Source organism: Klebsiella sp. BIGb0407 (genome assembly GCF_024807845.1).
In the GTDB taxonomy this organism is placed as follows: Bacteria; Pseudomonadota; Gammaproteobacteria; order Enterobacterales; family Enterobacteriaceae; genus JGM124.
In genome coordinates, this window is the sequence record NZ_JANUEQ010000004.1 from 65,862 (window position 1) to 87,903 (window position 22,042).

General features: G+C 47.2%; 18 protein-coding genes and 7 tRNA genes. 22 read left to right on the forward strand and 3 right to left on the reverse strand.

The genetic code is table 11. The features are described 5' to 3' along the window. Window positions 1-98: 98 nt before the first annotated feature. The 13 genes from nagB to M2387_RS13275 all read left to right on the forward strand — a co-directional run bounded on the left by nagB (window position 99) and on the right by M2387_RS13275 (window position 8,879). Complete coding sequence (nagB, locus tag M2387_RS13215; RefSeq protein ID WP_259050562.1) at window positions 99-899, forward strand: glucosamine-6-phosphate deaminase; 801 nt, start codon at window positions 99-101, stop codon at window positions 897-899. A 25-nt stretch (window positions 900-924) separates the two neighbouring features. Continuing rightward, window positions 925-2,073, forward strand: coding sequence for an N-acetylglucosamine-6-phosphate deacetylase (gene nagA / locus M2387_RS13220; RefSeq protein ID WP_259050028.1), 1,149 nt, complete (start codon window positions 925-927; stop codon window positions 2,071-2,073). A 5-nt stretch (window positions 2,074-2,078) separates the two neighbouring features. Next, window positions 2,079-3,299 (forward strand): DNA-binding transcriptional regulator NagC, encoded by a 1,221-nt coding sequence (gene nagC, locus M2387_RS13225; protein WP_259050029.1) that lies wholly within the window; start codon window positions 2,079-2,081, stop codon window positions 3,297-3,299. A 190-nt stretch (window positions 3,300-3,489) separates the two neighbouring features. Further along, complete coding sequence (locus M2387_RS13230) at window positions 3,490-4,245, forward strand: HAD-IIA family hydrolase (RefSeq protein ID WP_259050030.1); 756 nt, start codon at window positions 3,490-3,492, stop codon at window positions 4,243-4,245. A gap of 300 nt (window positions 4,246-4,545) precedes the next feature. Continuing rightward, a complete protein-coding gene (gene asnB, locus M2387_RS13235) occupies window positions 4,546-6,207 on the forward strand; it encodes an asparagine synthase B (RefSeq protein ID WP_259050031.1) in 1,662 nt (553 codons plus the stop codon). Between the two features lie 301 nt (window positions 6,208-6,508). Then, window positions 6,509-6,585 (forward strand) — tRNA-Met (locus tag M2387_RS13240). 5 nt (window positions 6,586-6,590) lie between these two features. Continuing rightward, window positions 6,591-6,675 (forward strand) — tRNA-Leu (locus tag M2387_RS13245). 25 nt (window positions 6,676-6,700) lie between these two features. Continuing rightward, window positions 6,701-6,775: transfer RNA gene (locus M2387_RS13250), tRNA-Gln, on the forward strand. A 40-nt stretch (window positions 6,776-6,815) separates the two neighbouring features. Further along, a tRNA-Gln gene (locus M2387_RS13255) sits at window positions 6,816-6,890 on the forward strand. A 29-nt stretch (window positions 6,891-6,919) separates the two neighbouring features. Further along, window positions 6,920-6,996: transfer RNA gene (locus tag M2387_RS13260), tRNA-Met, on the forward strand. Between the two features lie 40 nt (window positions 6,997-7,036). Then, a tRNA-Gln gene (locus M2387_RS13265) sits at window positions 7,037-7,111 on the forward strand. Window positions 7,112-7,146: 35 nt separating this feature from the next. Further along, window positions 7,147-7,221: transfer RNA gene (locus tag M2387_RS13270), tRNA-Gln, on the forward strand. A 263-nt stretch (window positions 7,222-7,484) separates the two neighbouring features. Then, window positions 7,485-8,879 (forward strand): sugar porter family MFS transporter, encoded by a 1,395-nt coding sequence (locus M2387_RS13275; protein ID WP_259050032.1) that lies wholly within the window; start codon window positions 7,485-7,487, stop codon window positions 8,877-8,879. Window positions 8,880-8,966: 87 nt separating this feature from the next. Here M2387_RS13275 and ubiF read toward each other — a convergent pair whose 3' ends face one another. Further along, window positions 8,967-10,142, reverse strand: coding sequence for a 3-demethoxyubiquinol 3-hydroxylase (gene ubiF, locus M2387_RS13280; protein WP_259050033.1), 1,176 nt, complete (start codon window positions 10,140-10,142; stop codon window positions 8,967-8,969). 121 nt (window positions 10,143-10,263) lie between these two features. On the opposite strand from ubiF, the gene miaB reads away from it, so the two are divergent. From miaB to lnt, 5 genes are all read left to right on the forward strand, one after another. Then, window positions 10,264-11,688: a tRNA (N6-isopentenyl adenosine(37)-C2)-methylthiotransferase MiaB gene (gene miaB, locus M2387_RS13285; protein WP_259050034.1), complete on the forward strand. Its 1,425-nt coding sequence runs from the start codon at window positions 10,264-10,266 to the stop codon at window positions 11,686-11,688. 186 nt (window positions 11,689-11,874) lie between these two features. Then, window positions 11,875-12,936 carry a PhoH family protein gene (locus tag M2387_RS13290; protein WP_259050035.1) on the forward strand — a complete coding sequence of 354 codons (1,062 nt, stop codon included), beginning with the start codon at window positions 11,875-11,877 and terminating at the stop codon, window positions 12,934-12,936. Then, window positions 12,933-13,400: an rRNA maturation RNase YbeY gene (ybeY, locus tag M2387_RS13295; RefSeq protein WP_259050036.1), complete on the forward strand. Its 468-nt coding sequence runs from the start codon at window positions 12,933-12,935 to the stop codon at window positions 13,398-13,400. The genes M2387_RS13290 and ybeY overlap by 4 nt, the downstream gene beginning before the upstream one ends. Before the next feature lie 93 nt (window positions 13,401-13,493). Beyond that, window positions 13,494-14,372 carry a CNNM family magnesium/cobalt transport protein CorC gene (gene corC / locus M2387_RS13300; RefSeq protein ID WP_259050037.1) on the forward strand — a complete coding sequence of 293 codons (879 nt, stop codon included), beginning with the start codon at window positions 13,494-13,496 and terminating at the stop codon, window positions 14,370-14,372. Between the two features lie 7 nt (window positions 14,373-14,379). Next, window positions 14,380-15,915 (forward strand): apolipoprotein N-acyltransferase, encoded by a 1,536-nt coding sequence (gene lnt / locus M2387_RS13305; protein WP_259050040.1) that lies wholly within the window; start codon window positions 14,380-14,382, stop codon window positions 15,913-15,915. Window positions 15,916-15,974: 59 nt separating this feature from the next. On the opposite strand, the gene M2387_RS13310 is transcribed toward lnt, so the two are convergent. After that, complete coding sequence (locus tag M2387_RS13310) at window positions 15,975-17,447, reverse strand: T3SS effector OspC family protein (RefSeq protein WP_259050043.1); 1,473 nt, start codon at window positions 17,445-17,447, stop codon at window positions 15,975-15,977. A gap of 496 nt (window positions 17,448-17,943) precedes the next feature. Between M2387_RS13310 and M2387_RS13315 the strand changes: the two genes are divergently transcribed. From M2387_RS13315 to M2387_RS13330, 4 genes are all read left to right on the forward strand, one after another. Continuing rightward, window positions 17,944-18,861 carry an amino acid ABC transporter substrate-binding protein gene (locus M2387_RS13315; protein WP_259050045.1) on the forward strand — a complete coding sequence of 306 codons (918 nt, stop codon included), beginning with the start codon at window positions 17,944-17,946 and terminating at the stop codon, window positions 18,859-18,861. 295 nt (window positions 18,862-19,156) lie between these two features. After that, window positions 19,157-19,897, forward strand: coding sequence for an amino acid ABC transporter permease (locus M2387_RS13320; protein WP_259050047.1), 741 nt, complete (start codon window positions 19,157-19,159; stop codon window positions 19,895-19,897). Beyond that, window positions 19,897-20,574, forward strand: a complete 678-nt coding sequence (gene gltK, locus M2387_RS13325) for a glutamate/aspartate ABC transporter permease GltK (RefSeq protein ID WP_259050048.1) — start codon at window positions 19,897-19,899, stop codon at window positions 20,572-20,574. The genes M2387_RS13320 and gltK overlap by 1 nt, the downstream gene beginning before the upstream one ends. Then, window positions 20,571-21,296, forward strand: a complete 726-nt coding sequence (locus M2387_RS13330; RefSeq protein WP_259050050.1) for an amino acid ABC transporter ATP-binding protein — start codon at window positions 20,571-20,573, stop codon at window positions 21,294-21,296. Before gltK ends, M2387_RS13330 begins: the two co-directional genes overlap by 4 nt. 43 nt (window positions 21,297-21,339) lie before the next feature. Here the strand turns inward: M2387_RS13330 and M2387_RS13335 are convergent, their stop codons facing one another. Further along, on the reverse strand, window positions 21,340-21,822 hold the full coding sequence (locus tag M2387_RS13335) for a zinc ribbon-containing protein (RefSeq protein WP_259050052.1): 483 nt from the start codon (window positions 21,820-21,822) through the stop codon (window positions 21,340-21,342). Window positions 21,823-22,042 lie beyond the last annotated feature (220 nt).

Sequence of the window (22,042 nt, forward strand, 5' to 3'; positions counted from 1 at the left end):
CCAGACTTATGCACAATCCATCGCGATACGGACTATCTTAAAGATAGACAGCTTCCGTCGTAATGACTCTTGTTTGCATACAACTTTAGAGGTAAATGATGAGACTGATTCCTTTAGCAAACCCCGCTCAGGTCGGAAAATGGGCAGCCCGCCATATCGTTCAGCGTATTAATGCGTTTAATCCAACCGCCGATCGTCCTTTCGTATTAGGTCTGCCAACCGGCAGTACCCCGCTGGAAGCCTATAAAGCCCTGGTGGAGATGCATAAAGCAGGCCAGGTTAGCTTTAAACACGTAGTCACTTTCAACATGGATGAATATGTCGGCTTACCGAAAGAGCACCCTGAAAGCTATTACACCTTCATGCACCGCAATTTCTTCGATCATGTTGATATCCAGGCAGAAAACATTAACCTGCTGAATGGCTGTGCCGATGATGTCGATGCTGAATGCCGTCGCTATGAAGAAAAAATCCGTTCATACGGAAAAATTAATCTGTTTATGGGCGGCGTCGGCAACGATGGTCATATCGCCTTTAACGAACCGGCTTCTTCTCTGGCTTCTCGTACCCGTATTAAAACCCTGACTCATGACACCCGTGTGGCTAACTCCCGCTTCTTTGGTGGCGATGTTAATCTGGTGCCGAAGTACGCTCTGACCGTAGGTGTGGGTACTTTGCTGGATGCAGAAGAAGTGATGATTCTGGCTCTTGGTGGTGTTAAAGCGCTGGCACTTCAGGCCGCGGTTGAAGGTAATGTGAACCATATGTGGACGATTAGCTGCCTGCAGTTGCACGCAAAAGCGATCATTGTCTGCGATGAACCATCGACCATGGAACTGAAAGTGAAAACGTTGAAATATTTCAACGAACTTGAAGCCGAAAACATTAAATCGCTGTAAGCATCTTTATTAACCGGGGTAACTTATGTATGCATTAACCCACGGCCGTGTTTATACCGGTCATGAAATTCTGGATGGCCAGGCTGTTGTCATCGCTGAAGGTCTGATTAAAGAAATCTGTCCTGTTGACGCTTTACCAGCAGATATTGAAACACGTGATGTGGGTGGCGCGATTATTGCCCCCGGTTTTATTGACGTGCAATTAAACGGCTGCGGCGGCGTTCAATTTAATGACACCGCTGAAGCTGTTTCACTCGCAACGCTCGATACGATGCAGCGCGCTAACGAGCGTTCTGGCTGCACCAGTTTTCTGCCAACCCTTATCACCTGTAGTGATGAGCTGATGATGCACGGTGTCCGGGTGATGCGCGAGTATCTGGCGAATCATCATAATCAGGCATTGGGTTTGCATCTCGAAGGTCCATGGTTGAGCCTGGCAAAAAAAGGCACCCATAACCCGGAGTTCGTCCGTAAACCTACAGCAACTCTGGTCGATTTTTTATGCCAGAATGCCGATGTGATTACCAAAATCACGCTGGCACCGGAACAAGTTGAACCGGAAGTGATCCGCCGTCTGGTTGATGCCGGTATTATTGTTTCTGCGGGTCACTCCAGTGCTACCGCTAAAGAAGCAAAAATTGGTTTCCGCGCGGGTATTACCTTTGCTACTCACCTGTTTAACGCCATGCCTTATATTACCGGACGCGAACCGGGACTGGCCGGGGCTATTTTTGACGCAGAAGATGTTTACTGTGGCATTATTGCTGATGGCTTACATGTTGATTATGCCAACGTGCGCACAGCAAAACGCCTTAAAGGCAATAAATTATGCCTGGTGACTGATGCGACAGCTCCCGCAGGCGCGCACATTGATCAGTTCATTTTTGCTGGCAAAACAATATACTATCGTGATGGCTTGTGTGTGGATGAAAATGGCACACTCAGCGGTTCAGCCCTGACCATGATAGAAGGGGTCAGCAACCTGGTTGAACACGCGAGCATAGCCCTGGATGAAGCCTTGCGTATGGCAACCCTTTATCCAGCCCGAGCAATCGGTGTGGAAAAACAGTTAGGGACTATCGAAACCGGTAAAGTTGCCAATCTGACTGTTTTTACCCACGATTATAAAATTACCAAGACTATCGTTAATGGTAACGAAGTCGTCACTGAGTAAATCGAATGGTTACTGGCGGACAAGGGCAGATTGGCAATATTGATTTAGTAAAACAGTTAAATAGTGCGGCAGTTTATCGTCTTATCGATCAGCACGGCCCTATTTCACGTATTCAAATTGCCGAACAGAGTCAGCTTGCACCCGCCAGTGTCACCAAGATTACCCGCTATTTGATAGAGCGCGGGCTTATCAAAGAAGTCGATCAGCAGGCCTCCACCGGGGGCCGGCGCGCTATTTCCATCATCACCGAAACACGAAATTTCCAGGCGATAGGCGTGCGTCTGGGGCGTTATGACGCCACCATTACGTTATTTAGCCTCGGTGCAAAATCCCTTGCCGAAGAGCATTATGCCCTGCCGGAAAAAACCCAGGACCAGCTTGAAGAAGCCCTGCTTAACGCCATTAATCAATTTATTGAAAATAATGCGCGCAAAATCCGCGAACTTATCGCTATATCGGTGATTTTGCCCGGTCTGGTTGACCCCGACGGTGGCGTAGTGCGCTATATGCCCCACATCAGTGTTGATAAATGGCCGCTTTCAGATGCACTGGAAAATCGCTTTAGCGTGACCTGTTTTGTCGGCCACGATATTCGCAGCCTGGCGCTCGCTGAACATTACTTTGGTGCAACAAAGGATTGCGAGGACGCCATTCTGGTGCGAGTCCACCGCGGAACAGGGGCCGGTATCTTATCCAATGGCAAAATATTTCTTGGCCGTAACGGCAACGTGGGTGAAATTGGCCATATCCAAGTTGATCCGTTAGGTGAGCGCTGCCATTGCGGTAACTTTGGCTGTCTGGAAACCATTGCCGCTAATGCTGCTATTGAACAACGCGTCCGCCACTTGCTGAATCAAGGCTATAAAAGTCGTTTAACCCTTGATGACTGTAGTATCACCACTATCTGTAAAGCGGCGAATAAAGGGGATGTTCTGGCCTGCGAAGTGCTGGAATATGTCGGACGCCATTTAGGTAAAGCCATTTCTATTGCTATTAACCTGTTCAACCCACAAAAAGTGGTGCTGGCAGGTGAAATAACCGCCGCGGAAAAAGTGATCCTTCCTGCCATTGAGCAATGTATTAATGCTCAAGTATTGAACGCATTTCGTAAAGACTTACCCGTCGTCTGTTCCCAGCTTGACGATCGTTCAGCGATTGGCGCTTTTGCTTTGGTTAAACGTTCGATGTTAAATGGTATGCTATTACTGCGCCTGCTTGAGAATTAATCTCCCAATCGTGCCAGATATTTTATGCTATAGCCCCTAAATAATTCGGGTTGCTTGTAGGCATTGAGTGAAACGCGTCGATGAGCATAGACATACTATGTGATTCTACGCGTTTCAAGAAAGTAACACCCAAGCAACTTGAAGTATGACGGGGATAGTTACTGATTTCCTTTCGTGAGCCCATGACCTGATGACCACTATTAAAAATGTAATTTGTGATATCGACGGCGTCCTGATGCACGATAACGTCGCGGTACCTGGAGCCAAAGAGTTCCTCGCGCGCATTCTTGATAAAGGAATGCCGCTCATTATGCTGACCAACTACCCTTCTCAAACCGGGCAGGATTTGTCTAATCGCTTTGCCTCGGCCGGTATTGATATTCCGGACCACATGTTTTATACCTCCGCGATGGCAACGGCAGACTTTTTGCGCCGCCAGGAAGGCAAAAAAGCGTATGTTGTCGGTGAGGGCGCTTTGATCCATGAACTGTATAAAGCCGGTTTTACTATCACTGATATCAATCCTGACTTCGTGATTGTCGGTGAGACACGCTCGTTTAACTGGGACATGATGTATAAAGCCGCCTACTTTGTTGCCAATGGCGCACGGTTTATTGCGACTAACCCCGATACTCACGGGCACGGTTTCTCCCCTGCCTGTGGCGCACTTTGCGCGGGTATTGAGAAAATTTCTGGTCACGAGCCATTTTATGTCGGTAAACCAAGTCCATTAATTATTCGTGCTGCGCTTAACAAGATTCAGGCGCATTCTGAAGAGACAATAATTATCGGTGATAACCTGCGTACCGATATCCTGGCCGGTTTCCAGGCGGGTCTGGAAACCATTCTGGTGCTTTCCGGCGTCTCGACTCTGGCCGATATTGACGCCGTACCGTTCCGCCCGACCTGGATTTATCCTTCAGTCGCAGATATCGACCTTATCTGATGATTCAGGCGCCGGAACAAGATTCCGGCGTTTTATCAATCACGAATTTTTCCGCACTCTTCACTGTCGTTCACTCATGCCAGACACGATAAAATTATCGAATCGTTAATTTTCACGCCCTAAACATCGTTTTTTTTCATCGATCTGCAATCACTTTAAAACATTTATCAATCCAGACCAAAAATCCTTGCGTTTATCTCAGTAATTGAGCATTTTTATTGATAAATGACGTAGCGAAACCGCTGAATAGTTAAATAATTATCAAATTCACTGCTTAGAACTTGGTTATGGAGAAGTATTATGTGTTCAATTTTTGGTGTGCTGGATATCAAAACAGATAGCGTTGAATTACGTAAAAAAGCGCTGGAATTATCACGTCTGATGCGCCATCGCGGCCCGGACTGGTCCGGTGTTTACGACAGCGAGAACGCTATCCTGGTGCATGAGCGCCTGTCGATTGTTGATATTAATGCCGGTGCCCAGCCGTTGTACAACCCTGCTAAAACCCATGTGCTGGCAGTGAACGGTGAAATCTATAACCACCAGCAGCTGCGTGCCGAATACAGCGACCGTTATACCTTCCAGACCGGTTCAGACTGTGAAGTGATTCTGGCGCTCTATCAGGAGAAAGGCACCGCGTTTCTCGATGACCTGCAAGGTATGTTTGCCTTCATTCTTTATGACAGTGAAAAAAACACCTACTTGATTGGTCGTGACCATATCGGCATCATCCCTCTTTATATGGGTCATGATGAACACGGTAACTTCTACGTGGCATCAGAAATGAAGGCACTGGTTCCAGTATGTCGCTCTATTGAAGAATTCCCAGCAGGAAGCTATCTGTCGAGCGAAGACGGTGAAATTCGTTCCTACTACCAGCGTGACTGGTTTAGCTATGATGCGGTAAAAGATAACGTCACGGATAAAGAGCAGCTGCGTCAGTCATTAGAAGACGCGGTCAAAAGCCACCTGATGTCTGATGTTCCTTATGGTGTTCTGTTGTCTGGCGGTCTGGATTCCTCTGTTATCTCCGCTATCACTAAAAAATATGCTGCACGTCGTGTGGAAGACGGTGAGCGTAGCGAAGCCTGGTGGCCTCAGCTGCACTCCTTCGCGGTCGGTCTGGTGGGTTCACCCGATCTGAAAGCGGCTCAGGAAGTGGCTAACCATTTGGGAACCGTGCACCATGAAATTCATTTCACAGTTCAGGAAGGTCTGGATGCGATCCGTGATGTGATTTACCACATTGAAACCTACGATGTGACCACCATTCGTGCCTCTACCCCGATGTATCTGATGTCGCGCAAAATAAAGGCGATGGGTATCAAGATGGTGCTTTCTGGTGAAGGCTCTGATGAGGTCTTTGGCGGATATCTCTACTTCCACAAAGCGCCAGATGCCAAAGAGCTGCATGAAGAGACGGTACGTAAGTTACAGGCTCTGCATATGTTTGACTGCGCACGAGCTAACAAAGCGATGTCGGCCTGGGGTGTGGAAGCGCGCGTACCTTTCCTGGATAAAGCGTTTCTTGATGTTGCCATGCGCATTAACCCGCAAGATAAAATGTGCGGCAACGGCAAAATCGAAAAACATATCCTGCGTGAATGTTTCGAGTCCTACTTACCGGCAAGCATCGCATGGCGTCAGAAAGAGCAGTTCTCTGACGGCGTAGGTTATAGCTGGATTGATAGTCTGAAAGAAGTGGCTGCCCAGCAGATAACCGATCAGCAACTGGCTACAGCCAGCTATCGCTTCCCGTACAATACGCCGGGTTCTAAAGAAGCCTATTTGTATCGTGAAATATTTGAAGAGCTGTTCCCGCTGGCTGATGCGGCTAAATGCGTCCCTGGTGGCCCTTCAGTGGCTTGCTCTTCTGCTAAAGCCATTGAGTGGGATGAATCCTTCAAATCAATGAACGATCCGTCTGGTCGCGCTGTAGGCGTCCATCAGTCCGCTTACTAACTGAGCCGTTTTCTATAAGAGACTAACCAGCCCGCCTGTGCGTTGCTGGTTAGTCTCTTTTTTTTAGCTATTTCTGGTTATTCCCCACATCAAAACACTCAGCAAAGCTCTTCCATTACCGGGATATTTACTGGCATAGCGCTTAAAAATGAAAATATTTGCCGATAATTCAATCAAGCTGTTCGTAAGTCATTCAAATGAACAGATTCTGTAGTTTTTTAGAAAAAAACTTGTTGACGCTGCACGGCCAACTTAGCATAATGCGCCCCGCAACGCCGAAGAAGGTAATGCGTAATGAGATGGCTACGTAGCTCAGCTGGTTAGAGCACATCACTCATAATGATGGGGTCACAGGTTCAAATCCCGTCGTAGCCACCATAATTGCGGGAGTGGCGAAATTGGTAGACGCACTAGATTTAGGTTCTAGCGCCGCAAGGTGTGCGAGTTCAAGTCTCGCCTCCCGCACCATTATTTCTCGCGACGTTGTATGTGATGGGGTATCGCCAAGCGGTAAGGCACTGGTTTTTGATACCAGCATTCCCTGGTTCGAATCCAGGTACCCCAGCCACTTTTTTTATCGATGTAAAATGTAATTCTCGTCTGCATATTGGGGTATCGCCAAGCGGTAAGGCACTGGTTTTTGATACCAGCATTCCCTGGTTCGAATCCAGGTACCCCAGCCATTCGATAAAAATAATAGAAATTCATGATTGGCTACGTAGCTCAGCTGGTTAGAGCACATCACTCATAATGATGGGGTCACAGGTTCGAATCCCGTCGTAGCCACCATATCCAGATTCAATACTGAATGTCTCATTCGGTATGTGATTGGGGTATCGCCAAGCGGTAAGGCACTGGTTTCTGATACCAGCATTCCGAGGTTCGAATCCTCGTACCCCAGCCAATATTTAAACTGTTTGCCATTGCGAACAGCCCCCTTGGGGTATCGCCAAGCGGTAAGGCACTGGTTTCTGATACCAGCATTCCGAGGTTCGAATCCTCGTACCCCAGCCATATACAGATAAGCCCTACTTTTTAGTAGGGCTTTTTCTTTTGCATCAACCACAGCAAATTTATCTCCTCGTTCAAACCGTTTTCATTTCTGTTGTTCCCGCCAGCATTCATATTTGTAACATTATGTTTATTAAGCAAAAAACCATCGAATTAATTTGAATCATAATGTTAATAGTTAAATTAATGTGACAAAGATCACGTATTAATCCGTATCCGTCACCTACCCTAATAGGTATCGAGTTAATAATTAATGCGGTAATCATATGCCTGATAATAAAAAGAAAAACAGTTCCAACAAAAGAATGACGTTCTTCGTCTGCCTGATGGCGGCCCTTGCAGGGTTGCTGTTTGGTCTTGATATTGGCGTCATCGCTGGCGCACTCCCCTTTATTACCAACGATTTTGTTATTTCGACGCACGAGCAGGAGTGGGTAGTCAGCTCCATGATGTTTGGTGCTGCCGTCGGGGCCATTGGCAGCGGCTGGCTTTCTTTTAAATTAGGGCGCAAATACAGTCTTATCGTTGGTGCCATTCTTTTTGTTGCAGGCTCCCTGTGTTCAGCTTTTGCTCCTAATGTTGAAGTACTTTACCTGGCCCGGGTTATCCTGGGGCTGGCAGTGGGCGTCGCCTCTTATACCGCCCCGCTCTACCTGTCAGAAATCGCGCCGGAAAAGATTCGCGGCAGTATGATTTCCATGTATCAGTTGATGATTACTATCGGCATACTCGCAGCGTACCTGTCCGATACCGCATTCAGCTATAGCGGTGACTGGCGCTGGATGCTGGGTATCATCACTTTCCCGGCTATTCTGTTATTAATAGGCGTTAGCTTTCTGCCAGACAGTCCGCGCTGGTATGCTGCTAAGTTCCGTTTTAATGAGGCAGAAAGAGTTCTGATGCGACTGCGCGATACCCGTGCCGAAGCCAAAAAAGAACTTGATGAAATTCGCGAAAGCCTGAAAGTGAAACAGGGCGGATGGGCACTCTTTAAAGGAAACGCGAACTTCCGTCGCGCCGTCTATCTCGGTGTGTTGCTCCAGGTAATGCAGCAGTTTACCGGAATGAACGTCATCATGTACTACGCGCCGAAGATCTTTGAGATTGCCGGTTTCGCCAGCACCCATCAACAAATGTGGGGAACAGTTGTTGTCGGTCTGTTCAATCTACTCTCCACCTTTATTGCTATTGGTCTGGTTGATCGATGGGGACGTAAGCCAACCCTGATATTGGGCTTCTTCGTTATGGCGGTCGGGATGGGAATTCTGGGTACTATGCTGCATATCGGCATTCACTCCCCAGCCGCACAGTACTTTGCCATTGCCATGCTGCTCATGTTTATTATCGGTTTTGCGATGAGTGCTGGTCCGCTGATTTGGGTGCTGTGTTCTGAGATTCAGCCGTTGAAAGGACGTGACTTTGGTATCACCTGTTCCACGACGACCAACTGGATTGCTAACATGATTGTCGGGGCAACCTTCCTGACCATGCTGAACTCTTTTGGTCACGCGAATACCTTCTGGATTTACGGCGCACTTAACCTGTTCTTCATCTTCCTGACGCTGTGGCTTATTCCGGAAACGAAAGGTATTTCACTGGAGCATATTGAACGTAATCTGATGCAAGGACGTAAATTACGCGATATTGGTTCACGCGACTAATCCATTTTCAACGCCTCAGAACTGAGCTCGCGAGGCGAAAGCAAGTTTAAAACCGGCTCAGGGTGCAAGCACCCTGCCGGTTATCCCCTACAGCCCCAGCGCATATTTCAACGCTTGCTGCTTAAGCCCGCCCGCTCGCTGGGCTGCCATCAGCCCGAGGTTACGAATAGCGCGTACTGGTGCCAGATTATTACTGAATCCGACGTAAAACAGATCCATCCCGGTTTGCATCATTAAGTTATCCAGCTTGCGCTTAGACTGATAACGCTTTAATACCTCGAGACTCGCCCACTGCTCACCTAAATTACGAGCATCGATCATCACATCCAGTAGCGCCTGTACATCGCGGTAACCCAGGTTCACCCCTTGACCCGCCAAAGGATGAATGGTGTGGGCCGCATCGCCGATTAATGCCAGTCCCGGTTTTACATATTTCAGCGCATGACGGCGAGTTAACGGAAATGCACCGCTGGCAACAGGCGTCACATTGCCCAGTCGTGCCGGGAAATGGCTGGCAAGACTCTTCTGTAACTGCGCCATGTTCATGCTCTGTAGCTGGCGAATACGAGCGGGCTCGTCATACCACACCAGTGATGCCCAGTTATCAAATAGCGGCAGAAACGCATGGGGCCCCGTCGGGGTGAAGTGCTGCCAGGTACTGTCTCCCGGAGCTTCATCGCACCGGGCGGTAATTAACATACAAGACTGGCGATACTCCCAGGCATGGATCCCAATTCCTGCCCACTGGCGGATTTGTGAGTTTGCCCCGTCAGCCCCAATCACCATCGGGACATTTAGCGACTCGCCCTCGGCAAAAGAGAGCGTCCACCCGCTGTCACTGCGCTGCATCTGAGTGAGCTGAGCCGGACAGCATAAGGTGACCAGCGGATGCTTAACTAAGGCCTGCCAGAGCGCTTGCTGTAATACCAGATTCTCAACCATAAACCCGAGTTCAGGCAGCCCCAGCTCGCTGGCCGAAAATTTAACATGGGCGCTTTCCCACTCCCAGGTCTCGAGACTGCGGTAAGGATGCGCGCGCATCGACAGCACGCTTTCCCATACCCCTAAAGATTGCAGTAACGAGACGGATTGCGCACCTATAGCTGAAATACGCACATCAGGAGTACTGCCTGGCTGAAATTCTGTTGCTGCCTGATGTTCAATAACGGCAACACGAAAACCGCTGTTAGCCAGCCCCAGTGCGGCTGCAGCGCCGACCATACCGCCACCGACGACGGCAACTTCAATAGATTGATTTATCATGGCGTTTATCCTTAATTTACCTGGATTCATTCTACCGATTTCCCCCAGGCTGGTCACATCCGCATCAAAGCATTACACTATACGGCTTAACTCTTGGCTACACTTGAGCGATGACATGTCGATGACCAAAAAATTACATATAAAAACTTGGGGCTGTCAGATGAATGAGTATGACTCATCAAAAATGGCAGATCTCCTGGACAGTACACATGGCTTTACCCTGACTGATAATGCAGAAGAAGCCGATGTTCTGCTCCTGAATACCTGTTCTATCCGTGAAAAAGCCCAGGAAAAAGTCTTCCATCAACTGGGCCGCTGGAAGCTGATTAAAGCCCAAAGACCAGACGTTATTATTGGCGTCGGCGGTTGTGTTGCTTCACAAGAAGGTGACCATATCCGCGAGCGCGCCAGCTATGTTGATATTGTTTTTGGCCCACAAACACTGCACCGCTTACCCGAAATGATCAACAGAGTTCGCGGCACCCGCAGCCCGGTGGTTGATATCAGTTTCCCGGAAATCGAAAAGTTTGACCGTCTGCCAGAACCTCGCGCTGATGGTCCGACTGCCTTTGTATCAATTATGGAAGGCTGCAATAAATACTGCACCTACTGTGTTGTGCCTTATACCCGTGGCGAAGAAGTCAGCCGTCCTTGTGATGATATTTTATTTGAAATTGCACAACTGGCGGCTCAAGGGGTACGCGAAGTTAACCTGCTTGGCCAGAACGTAAATGCCTGGCGCGGGCCGTTATTTGATGGTGATCTGGGTTCTTTTGCCGAACTGCTACGTCTGGTTGCCGCCATTGACGGTATTGACCGTATTCGTTTCACCACCAGCCATCCTATTGAATTCACCGATGATATTATCGAGGTCTACCGCGATACTCCTGAACTGGTGAGTTTCCTGCATCTGCCGGTACAAAGTGGTTCAGACCGAGTGCTGAATATGATGAGCCGTACCCATACCGGGCTCGAATATAAAGCCATTATTCGCAAACTCCGTGCGGCACGCCCTGACATCCAAATCAGCTCTGACTTCATTGTTGGCTTCCCAGGTGAAACCCAGCATGATTTTGAACAAACGATGAAACTGATAGCTGATGTCAACTTCGATATGAGCTATAGCTTTATTTTCTCCGCACGTCCGGGCACGCCAGCAGCCGACATGGTGGATGATGTTCCTGAAGAAGAGAAAAAACAGCGTCTCTATATTCTGCAAGACCGGATAACTCAGCAGGCGATGGCCTGGAGCCGCCGGATGCTCGGCACTGTGCAGCGTATTCTGGTGGAAGGCACCTCACGGAAAAGTATTATGGAGATGGCCGGGCGCACAGAAAACAACCGCATGGTGAACTTTGAAGGCGACCCTGACATGGTGGGTAAATTTGTGGATGTCGAAATCACCGAAGTCCGGACCAACTCTCTGCGTGGCAAGGTGCTTCGTACTGAGGATGACATGGACTTGCGGACTATCGAATCAGCCGCGTCCGTCATTGCGCGTACCCGCAAAGAGAATGAAATTGGCGTCGGGGTTTATCAGCCTTAATCTCCCGATATCCACCGGGACGCAGATAACCGCTCCCGGCGGACAATTTTATCGTTTGTCCTTGCATTCTGGTGCTACCACCCAAATATCTTGCTTAACAATGGTGCCTGCCTGAAAGATAACGTAGGTTTTTATCAGAGTTACGGCATAAAGCTGATAACCAGTCTAAATAATCCGAGGATAAGTTTGAATATCGAAACTCGCGAAATAACATTAGAACCCGCAGATAACGCCCGTCTTTTGAGCCTCTGTGGTCCGGTTGATGACAACATCAAACAGCTGGAACGTCGTTTAGGTATCGACATCAGTCGTCGTGATAACCAGTTCCGGATAACCGGACGACCGATGACGGTAAATGCAGCGGCGAAGATATTACTGACACTCTATGTCGATACGGCTCCGGTACGCGGAAAAAGCCACGATATCGACCCGGAAAAAATCCACCTGGCGATTAAAGAAACCGGCGTGCTGGAACAAGTTTCCGATAGCGTACCTGATTACGGTAAAGCGATTAATATCAAAACCAAACGGGGCGTTATTAAGCCGCGTACGCCGAATCAGGCACAATATATTTCGAATATCCTGACTCACGATATCACCTTTGGCATCGGGCCTGCCGGTACCGGAAAGACCTATCTCGCCGTTGCTGCTGCCGTCGATGCCCTGGAACGTCAGGAAATTCGTCGTATTCTGCTCACCCGCCCGGCGGTAGAAGCGGGCGAAAAGCTGGGCTTTTTACCCGGTGATTTAAGCCAGAAAGTTGACCCTTATTTGCGCCCGCTCTATGACGCACTTTTCGAAATGCTGGGCTTCGAGAAAGTTGAAAAACTGATAGAGCGTAATGTCATCGAAGTCGCACCGCTGGCTTACATGCGTGGGCGAACGCTTAATGACGCGTTTATCATTCTCGATGAAAGCCAGAACACCACCAGCGAACAAATGAAAATGTTCCTGACCCGCATTGGTTTTAACTCCAAAGCGGTTATCACCGGTGATGCCACGCAAATCGACTTGCCGCGCAATATTAAATCCGGCCTGCGCCATGCCATTGACGTGCTGGCTGAAGTTGACGAGATAAGCTTTAATTTTCTCAACAGTGAAGATGTAGTGCGCCACCCTGTGGTAGCCCGTATCGTCAATGCCTATGAGGCATGGGAAAATACCGAACAACAACGTAAAGATGCCCTGGCCGCAGAGCGTAAACGCGAAGCAATAGCCGCCAGTATAACGCCTCGGGAGAGCGAATGAATCCAGTCATTCTTGACTTACAACTGGCCTGTGAAAACACCACAGGCTTACCTGAAGAAGCCCAGTTTCAAGGCTGGCTGAATGCGGTCATATCGCAATTTCAGGAAGAAGCTGAAGTAACTGTCAGGCTGGTGGACATTGCTGAGAGTAACGACCTGAATCTGACCTATCGCGGTAAAGATAAACCCACTAACGTACTCTCTTTTCCTTTTGAAGCACCACCGGGAATTGAGTTGCCGTTACTCGGCGATCTGGTGATTTGTCGCCAGGTTGTTGAGCAGGAAGCCCTGGAACAAGAGAAGCCGCTTGAGGCCCATTGGGCACATATGGTTGTCCATGGCAGCCTGCATCTTTTAGGCTATGATCATATTGAAGACGACGAAGCCGAAGAGATGGAAGGAATAGAAACTGAGATAATGCTTGCTCTTGGGTATGCTGACCCGTACATTGCCGAGAAAGAGTAATTATCTCTCTGTCCTGAATAATTATTTATGCAGGCGGCGGTCCATCTCACCGCCTGTGAACCATAACTAACCAGAGGCCTTAAACCTAACGCCATGAGCGACGACAATTCACATAATAGTGATACGCCTGCCAGTAAAAAGGGATTTTTTTCCCTGTTCCTTAGCCAGTTATTTCACGGTGAACCTAAGAACCGTGATGATTTACTGACGCTGATTCGAGATTCCGAGCAGAACTCCCTTATCGATCAAGATACCCGCGACATGCTCGAAGGGGTGATGGATATTGCCGATCAACGCGTGCGGGATATTATGATCCCACGTTCACAGATAGTGACTATCAAACATGACCAGACTCTGGAAGAGTGTTTGAATATCATTACTGAATCGGCACATTCCCGTTTCCCGGTGATCAGCGAAGACAAGGATCACATTGAAGGGATTTTAATGGCCAAAGATCTGCTGCCGTTTATGCGCAGTGACAGTGAGCCATTTAGTGTGGAAAAGGTGTTACGTCAGGCTGTAGTCGTTCCTGAAAGTAAACGCGTTGACCGTATGCTGAAGGAATTTCGCCAGCAACGCTATCATATGGCGATAGTGATTGATGAATTTGGCGGTGTTTCAGGTTTAGTGACCATTGAAGATATCCTTGAGCTTATCGTTGGCGATATTGAAGACGAATATGACGACCTTGAAGACAGTGATTTCCGTCAGCTCAGCCGCCATACCTGGACTGCCCGTGCACTGGCGCCTATTGAAGACTTTAATGAAGTCTTTAATACCCATTTTAGCGATGAAGAAGTCGATACTATTGGCGGCTTAGTCATGCAGGCATTTGGTCATTTGCCGGCTCGTGGCGAAACCATTGAAATAGAAGGTTACCAGTTTAAAGTCGCCATGGCTGACAGCCGCCGTATTATTCAGGTTCATGTCCGGATACCGGACGATTCTCCGCAACCGAAACTGGAAGAATAATTCCTTTATGGGTCAATACATTCAACGCCAGTCAGTACGTCTACTGCTGGCGCTTTTTTTCGGGGCTTGCGGCACGCTGGCCTTTTCTCCTTATGATTTCTGGCCAGCAGCGCTCATTTCACTTGCTGGCCTGCAAGCACTGACGCTAAATCGCCGGGCAATTCAAAGTGCCTGGATTGGTTTCTTCTGGGGACTAGGCCTGTTTGGCAGCGGTATTAACTGGGTCTATGTCAGTATCGCCCAGTTTGGCGGAATGCCTGGCCCGATTAACGTCTTCCTGGTGGTATTGCTGGCGGCTTATCTGGCGCTGTATACCGGTCTGTTTGCAGGTTTACTCAGTAAGATATGGCCGAAAACAACCTGGTGGCGCTTAACCCTGGCAGCACCTGCACTCTGGCAAGTCACTGAATTCCTGCGCGGCTGGATCCTGACCGGCTTTCCGTGGTTGCAATTTGGCTATAGCCAGATTGACGGCCCGCTGAAAGGCCTGGCGCCTGTTTTCGGCGTCGAAGCGGTAACTTTGCTGCTCATGGTTATCAGCGGTCTGGTGGTCTGGGCGCTCAATGTCCGTACCTGGAAGCCCGCAGTGCTCGCAGCTGCCCTGCTCTTCCTGCCCTGGCCGTTACAGACGCTACAGTGGTTCCAGTTGCAAAGTGACCGCCCGCTTAAGGTCGCATTAGTGCAGGGAAATATTCCTCAGGCGCTAAAATGGGATGAGAACCAGTTACTTAATACGCTCCGTATTTATTCTGATTTAACTGAACCTTTCCTCGGTAAATCACAGCTGATTATCTGGCCTGAATCGGCAATTCCGGATTTAGAAATCAATCAGCAGCCGTTTCTTAATCAGCTTAATCAGCGGTTGCTGGAAACCCATAGCTCGCTGATAACCGGTATTGTTGATGCCCGTCTGAATAGCCATAACCGCTATGATACCTACAATACTATCATCACCCTCGGAGAAGGCAGTTCGTACAGTTATGGCAGTCGCGATCGCTATAACAAAAACCATCTGGTACCCTTCGGTGAATATGTGCCACTCGAGTCGATCCTGCGCCCTCTGGCACCGTTTTTCGACTTACCGATGTCCTCCTTTAGCCGTGGTCCTTATGTTCAGCCTCAGCTTAATACCAGCGGCGTTAAACTGACCCCCGCCATCTGCTACGAAATTATTCTCGGCGAACAGGTACGGGCTAATTTCCAGCCAGATACCGACTATCTGCTGACTATTTCGAACGATGCCTGGTTTGGTAAATCGATTGGCCCGTGGCAGCACCTACAAATGGCGCGAATGCGAGCCCTGGAATTAGGACGCCCGTTACTACGTAGCACCAACAATGGCATTACCGTTGCCGTTGATGCTAAAGGTGAGATAAACGAAATGCTGCCACAATTTACCCGTGGCGTGCTGGAAACGACTGTTATCCCGACGAGGGGTCTGACACCTTACGCCCGCTTTGGTAATGGACCACTGTGGCTGTTAACGCTGTTATTTGGTGTGGCAGCTATTGTCGCGGGTGTGAAAACACGCTCTCGTCAGTAATTCTGCCTGACTCTCAGATCAGTATTTATTGACCTGAGAGTCATAACCCATCTGATTTTCTACTGCGTCCACCTTGGATATATACGTGATCCTTCTTCTCTTAATTTCTCACAACAAGTAGCGCCATAACTCAACAATACTTCTATTATTTTTTCACTTTTATATATATTTGCTCTATCTAACATGGTATCGGGCTGTCCCTGAAGAACAGGTTCATTAGGATCAATCAATCCACGTTCAAGAAACATTTTAAGTATTTCCACATTCGCTTTTTTACCGGCAACTAAACAAAAAGCCAAAGAATAGCTCTGATTCCACTTAATTTTAATTATATCTTCTTTCGTAAAATCGAACTTTGACAAAAGATATGATACAAAATCTATTTTAGATAGTTTTAAAGACTGACTTATTGCAATACATGCATCATCTTTACTTTTTAAGTAGGGTAAAAGATCTTCAGCAACCTCACATATATGAACGGCATCCTCTGCCTTCACATCCCTGAGTTTAACCTTCGTAAAATTAGTTGTGCTAATCATTCTGGGAACATGGAATTCAGGATAAAATATATAATTAAGTATTCCATCAAGCTGCTTGCTGTTTAAGTTTTCACTCAAAGTAAATTCTTTAAATCCTGAATCATTACTATTTCTTAAGAAATCAATAAGATGTAAACCTAACGCAAGTTTCATATCCTTTACATTATATATGGGCACATCATTTGCACTCTTATCTCCCCGTACGATACGAGCTTTTTCTTTTAGCATTTCAGTAAATGGGAGAGCAAATTTTTCGTATCCAAAGTCACCTCGAACGAATCTCACTTGGTTACATAAGTGATCCGTTAATGTCAAATATGCATGTGGGAATTGATCATCGGTAAGATATGCGTAAGCTCCATAATCATGGTCAGCATGTTGGGTATTAAGTGGAAGTTGTGATTTATCATCAGAAAATTCAACCCCAAGAAAAACAAAATCATGATTACCTAATTCCTTTACATCTGCATAGTTCGTGACTGTTTTGACACGATAGCCTTCAGATTGTAACTTAATCATCGATTTAATATTTAATACATCATTTGATGTAACCAGTTGATAGTTGCTCTGATGCCTGAAGTGAAGCTTTGCAGCAACCACTTTATCAACTAATTTTTTTTCCTGAGGCGTTAGATTTTGCGTCTTTTCTTTTATTTCATTTAAATATGAATTTGAAATTTTATCGAGATGCTGGAGCGAAGTGAAAGAGAATTTTTCTTTTTCTAACGGTGACAGGTCGATACCTAACTCTTTAAATCGCGCCCCCGTAGAGAACATTTTCCCATAGCTTTGCGCAGCTATTGATTTTCTAAAAAAACCTTTAATAACATTTGCACTTTTTGTTGTTAAATCATTACACGAATAAGAATCATTTGGTATGTTATTAACAGATGCACACTGCTTTAATATATCCGTTTTCTCTCTTTGACTACAGGCTGAAGAGTTGTAATTAACCGGAGGCAGGTTGTTTATTAATAAATCTGTTCGCATCATGCAATTTATATCCATTTGATTATATAGTATATGCTTTGAATAAAGCACCATAAAAACTGATACCAGAAGATATCTCCCGGCCAGAATAAAACATCCCGTAGAACAAATTCTAAGGGTGGTAATTTATTAATGATATTAATTTCCACTCTAAATATTGAATATCGTGAGTAATTTAACTGGCATGCAATTTGCTTTATTCAATCAGTCGTTAATTTTATCCGGTTAAACAGACGAATGCCGCAAGACAGTGCAAAGCCAGAAGTACACCGCACCATAATGTGACAAACGTAGCATCAGAACCGGAGCGAACAGGATAAACACCTTCAAATGATGCGTGTTACTTCTCAAAAACAAACATTAAAGCTGCAAGGTGGTTACATTAAACCAGCATAAATGTTAATTATTGATTGATTATTCGTTCACTATCTAACACAACAACAAACTGCTCAGTTCGGACACAAAAACCGTTTTAAGCATATATATTAAGGAGTTAGACATGCAATTACGTAAACTTACCGCAGCCGCATTGATGATCGGTATGAGTCTGGGCCTGGCACACGCTGAAGATGCCAAGCCTGACGCGGCCGGGCAGTCATCTACTCTGAGTAAAATCGATAAGAATGGCGTGATTGTTGTCGGCCACCGTGAATCATCGGTGCCATTTTCCTATTACGATAACCAGCAAAAAGTCGTTGGATACTCTCAGGACTACTCCAATGCGATTGTTGAGGCAGTGAAGAAAAAACTGAATAAACCCGATCTGCAAGTGAAACTGATTCCCGTCACTTCTCAAAACCGTATTCCACTGCTGCAAAATGGCACCTTCGATTTTGAATGTGGTTCAACCACGAATAACCTCGAACGCCAGAAACAAGCCGCCTTCTCTAATACCATTTTCGTCGTAGGAACGCGTCTGCTGGTTAAAAAAGGCGGCCCGGTTAAAGATTTTGCGGACTTGAAAGGTAAAGCTGTGGTTGTGACTTCGGGCACTACGTCTGAAGCATTGCTCAACAAGCTGAATGAAGAACAAAAAATGGATATGCGCATCATTAGCGCCAAAGATCACGGTGATTCATTCCGTACCCTGGAAAGTGGCCGTGCCGTTGCCTTTATGATGGATGATGCCTTGCTTGCCGGTGAACGTGCTAAAGCAAAAAAACCGGGTGACTGGGATATCGTCGGTAAGCCTCAGTCTGAAGAAGCCTACGGCTGTATGATGCGCAAAGATGATCCTGAGTTCAAGAAACTGATCGATGAGACCATTGCTCAGGCACAAACCTCTGGTGAAGCGGCAAAATGGTTTGAAGTGTGGTTCAAACAACCGATCCCACCGAAAAACTTAAATATGAATTTCGAACTGTCCGACGAAATGAAAACCACCTTTAAAGAACCGAACGACAAAGCTCTGAATTAGAAAAACAGGGGCGATATCACTCGCCCTGTTGATTGAAATGCAGTGACCCAAACACAGTTAATGCTGGCAGGTCGTTCCCCTGTAAGCATTAACCTTCCTCAATATTCAGGCAAAGATCTGACAGGGGAACTGGGGTTCTCATCAATCGTTGAGGGGTGTCTGGCACCCCTCTTTGTGGTTAACAAGGATGTTAACTGTTTATCCTGCAGTCCGTCAGGATAAACGATGACCCAGTGGTATTCGTCATCGTGCTAAGGGTAATACGACTACCCTCTTTTTTATCACGGAGTATGCTATGTCTATAAGCTGGAATTGGGGGATCTTCTTAGAACCCACCCCTTTCGGAAATACTACCTATCTGGGCTGGATTTGGAGTGGCTTTCAGGTCACCGTTGCTCTTTCCATTAGCGCCTGGATTATTGCTTTTTTTGTAGGTTCCCTGTTCGGTATCTTACGTACCGCCCCCAATAAATATTTGGCCGCTATCGGCACTGTTTATGTCGAACTTTTCCGTAACGTTCCGTTAATCGTTCAGTTTTTTACCTGGTATCTGGTGGTACCCGAACTCCTTCCTGAAGATATCGGAATGTGGTTCAAGGCTGAACTGGATCCGAATATTCAGTTCTTTGTCTCTTCTATGCTCTGTCTGGGTCTGTTTACCGCCGCCCGCGTTTGTGAGCAGGTCAGAGCGGCAATTCAATCTTTGCCACGCGGACAAAAAAATGCCGCCCTGGCGATGGGTCTCACCCAAGTTCAGGCTTATCGTTATGTTTTGCTGCCGAATGCCTACCGCGTGATTGTTCCGCCGATGACCTCTGAAATGATGAACCTGGTGAAAAACTCCGCTATCGCTTCAACGATTGGTCTGATGGACCTGGCAGCTCAAGCCGGTAAACTTCTTGATTACTCCGCTCATGCCTACGAGTCATTTACGGCAATCACCCTCGCCTATGTTCTCATTAACGTAGTGATTATGGGCATCATGCATCTGGTTGAACGTAAAGTACGTCTGCCTGGCAATATGGGGAGTAAATAATGTCAGAATACGACTGGAGTTCCATCATACCGACTCTGCCTTTCTTGATGCAGGGTCTGGTGATTACGCTAAAAATTACCGTCACCGCAGTGATTGTCGGCATTGTCTGGGGCACTATCCTGGCAGTCATGCGTCTGTCCAGCTTTAAACCCATTGCCTGGTTTGCCGCCGCTTACGTTAACGTGTTTCGTTCTATTCCACTGGTCATGGTTTTACTGTGGTTTTATTTGGTGGTACCGGGCTTCTTGCAATCGGTATTAGGCCTGTCGCCACAGACAGATATTCGTCTGATTTCTGCAATGGTCGCTTTTGCGATGTTTGAAGCCGCATACTATTCCGAAATTATTCGCGCCGGGATAATCAGCGTTTCACGCGGACAGTCTCATGCCGCCCTGGCCCTGGGTATGACTAAAGCGCAGTCGATGAGATTAATCATCCTGCCGCAAGCCTTCCGCGCCATGGTGCCTCTGCTATTAACTCAGGGGATAGTCCTGTTTCAGGATACTTCACTGGTGTATGTTATTAGTCTGGCAGACTTCTTCCGTACCGCATCCACGATTGGTGAGCGTGACGGAACCCAAGTTGAAATGATCCTGTTCGCCGGATTTGTCTACTTTGTTATCAGCCTTAGCGCCTCGTTGCTGGTCAGCTATTTGAAGAAAAGGACTGTTCAATGATCTCCTTGAAAAATGTTTCTAAGTGGTATGGTCACTTTCAGGTCCTCACCGACTGCTCCACCGAAGTGAAAAAGGGTGAGGTCGTGGTGGTTTGTGGCCCGTCTGGCTCAGGTAAATCGACGCTAATTAAAACCGTTAATGGTCTGGAGCCCGTACAGCAAGGTGAAATTATCTTCAACGGCACCAAGGTGAACGATAAAAAGACTAACCTGGCCAAGCTGCGTTCCCACGTGGGTATGGTGTTCCAGCACTTTGAACTGTTTCCACATTTATCTATCCTTGAGAATCTGACCCTGGCTCAGGTTAAAGTCCTGAAACGCGATCCAGGCGTATCGCGTGACAAAGCGCTTAAATTGCTTGAACGTGTGGGTCTGTCAAACCATGCCAATAAATACCCGTCTCAGCTTTCCGGTGGGCAGCAGCAGCGTGTCGCTATTGCTCGCGCGCTCTGTATGGATCCGGTGGTGATGTTATTTGACGAACCGACGTCCGCGCTCGACCCGGAAATGATCAACGAAGTTCTGGATGTTATGGTCGAACTGGCCAATGAAGGGATGACAATGATGGTGGTTACCCATGAAATGGGCTTTGCTCGTAAAGTGGCCAACCGGGTTATCTTTATGGATGAAGGGCGAATTATCGAAGATACCAATAAAGAGGACTTCTTCAATAATCCACAGTCCGATCGCGCTAAAGACTTCCTGGCAAAAATTCTGCACTAAATATCATGGTCTGCCAGTAATTTACTGGCAGACCCACTATTATTTAAGGATCGAAGGGTTTGCGATGGAAACGGTCATGTCCGCACTGCGGGCAGACAGATAAAATTTCAGGTGAGTAAATCGCCAGACTGAAGTGGCAGTTATCGCAGATGAGGTTACCAAAACCAACCAGTTCACCACTCTGATAAACACCGCCTTTTTCGATATCCTGAAATGCTTCACGCCATTCAATCTGACTTTTATCAGTAATATCTGCCAGCTCCTGCCATACGCTTTCTTTTATGACCCGCATAAACACACTGTCAGTGAAATCGTCTGAGTTTTCACTGTAGCTGTTAGCAAAGGCTTTCACATCCCGACGCACCGCATTGGTCACTTGCGCTATCTCGTCAGGCGTTAACTCATGTTTCTCTTCCAGAGACTGACGCGCTTCATTAACCAATTTATCAATATCACGATCGCCGCCTTCTATCTGCTTTGTCAGCGATTTCACCAGTTCATGGTATGATTTGGAAACTTTACCCATCGTTTTCTGCTCCTTTTGAAAGAATCTCACAGCAACCAGCAGGTGGCCTGTTCCAATAATAGCCCCTAACCACCGACAGCTGGAAAAATTCGTTACACGAATTGTAAGAAATCACGTAACGGTTACAAAATATGAAATGCCGATTCAAGCGTGTGAAAGGCTGTTTTGCTGCTGGCTAATCAGCTATGCTATGGGGCTATATATATAAAAGCTACATCCG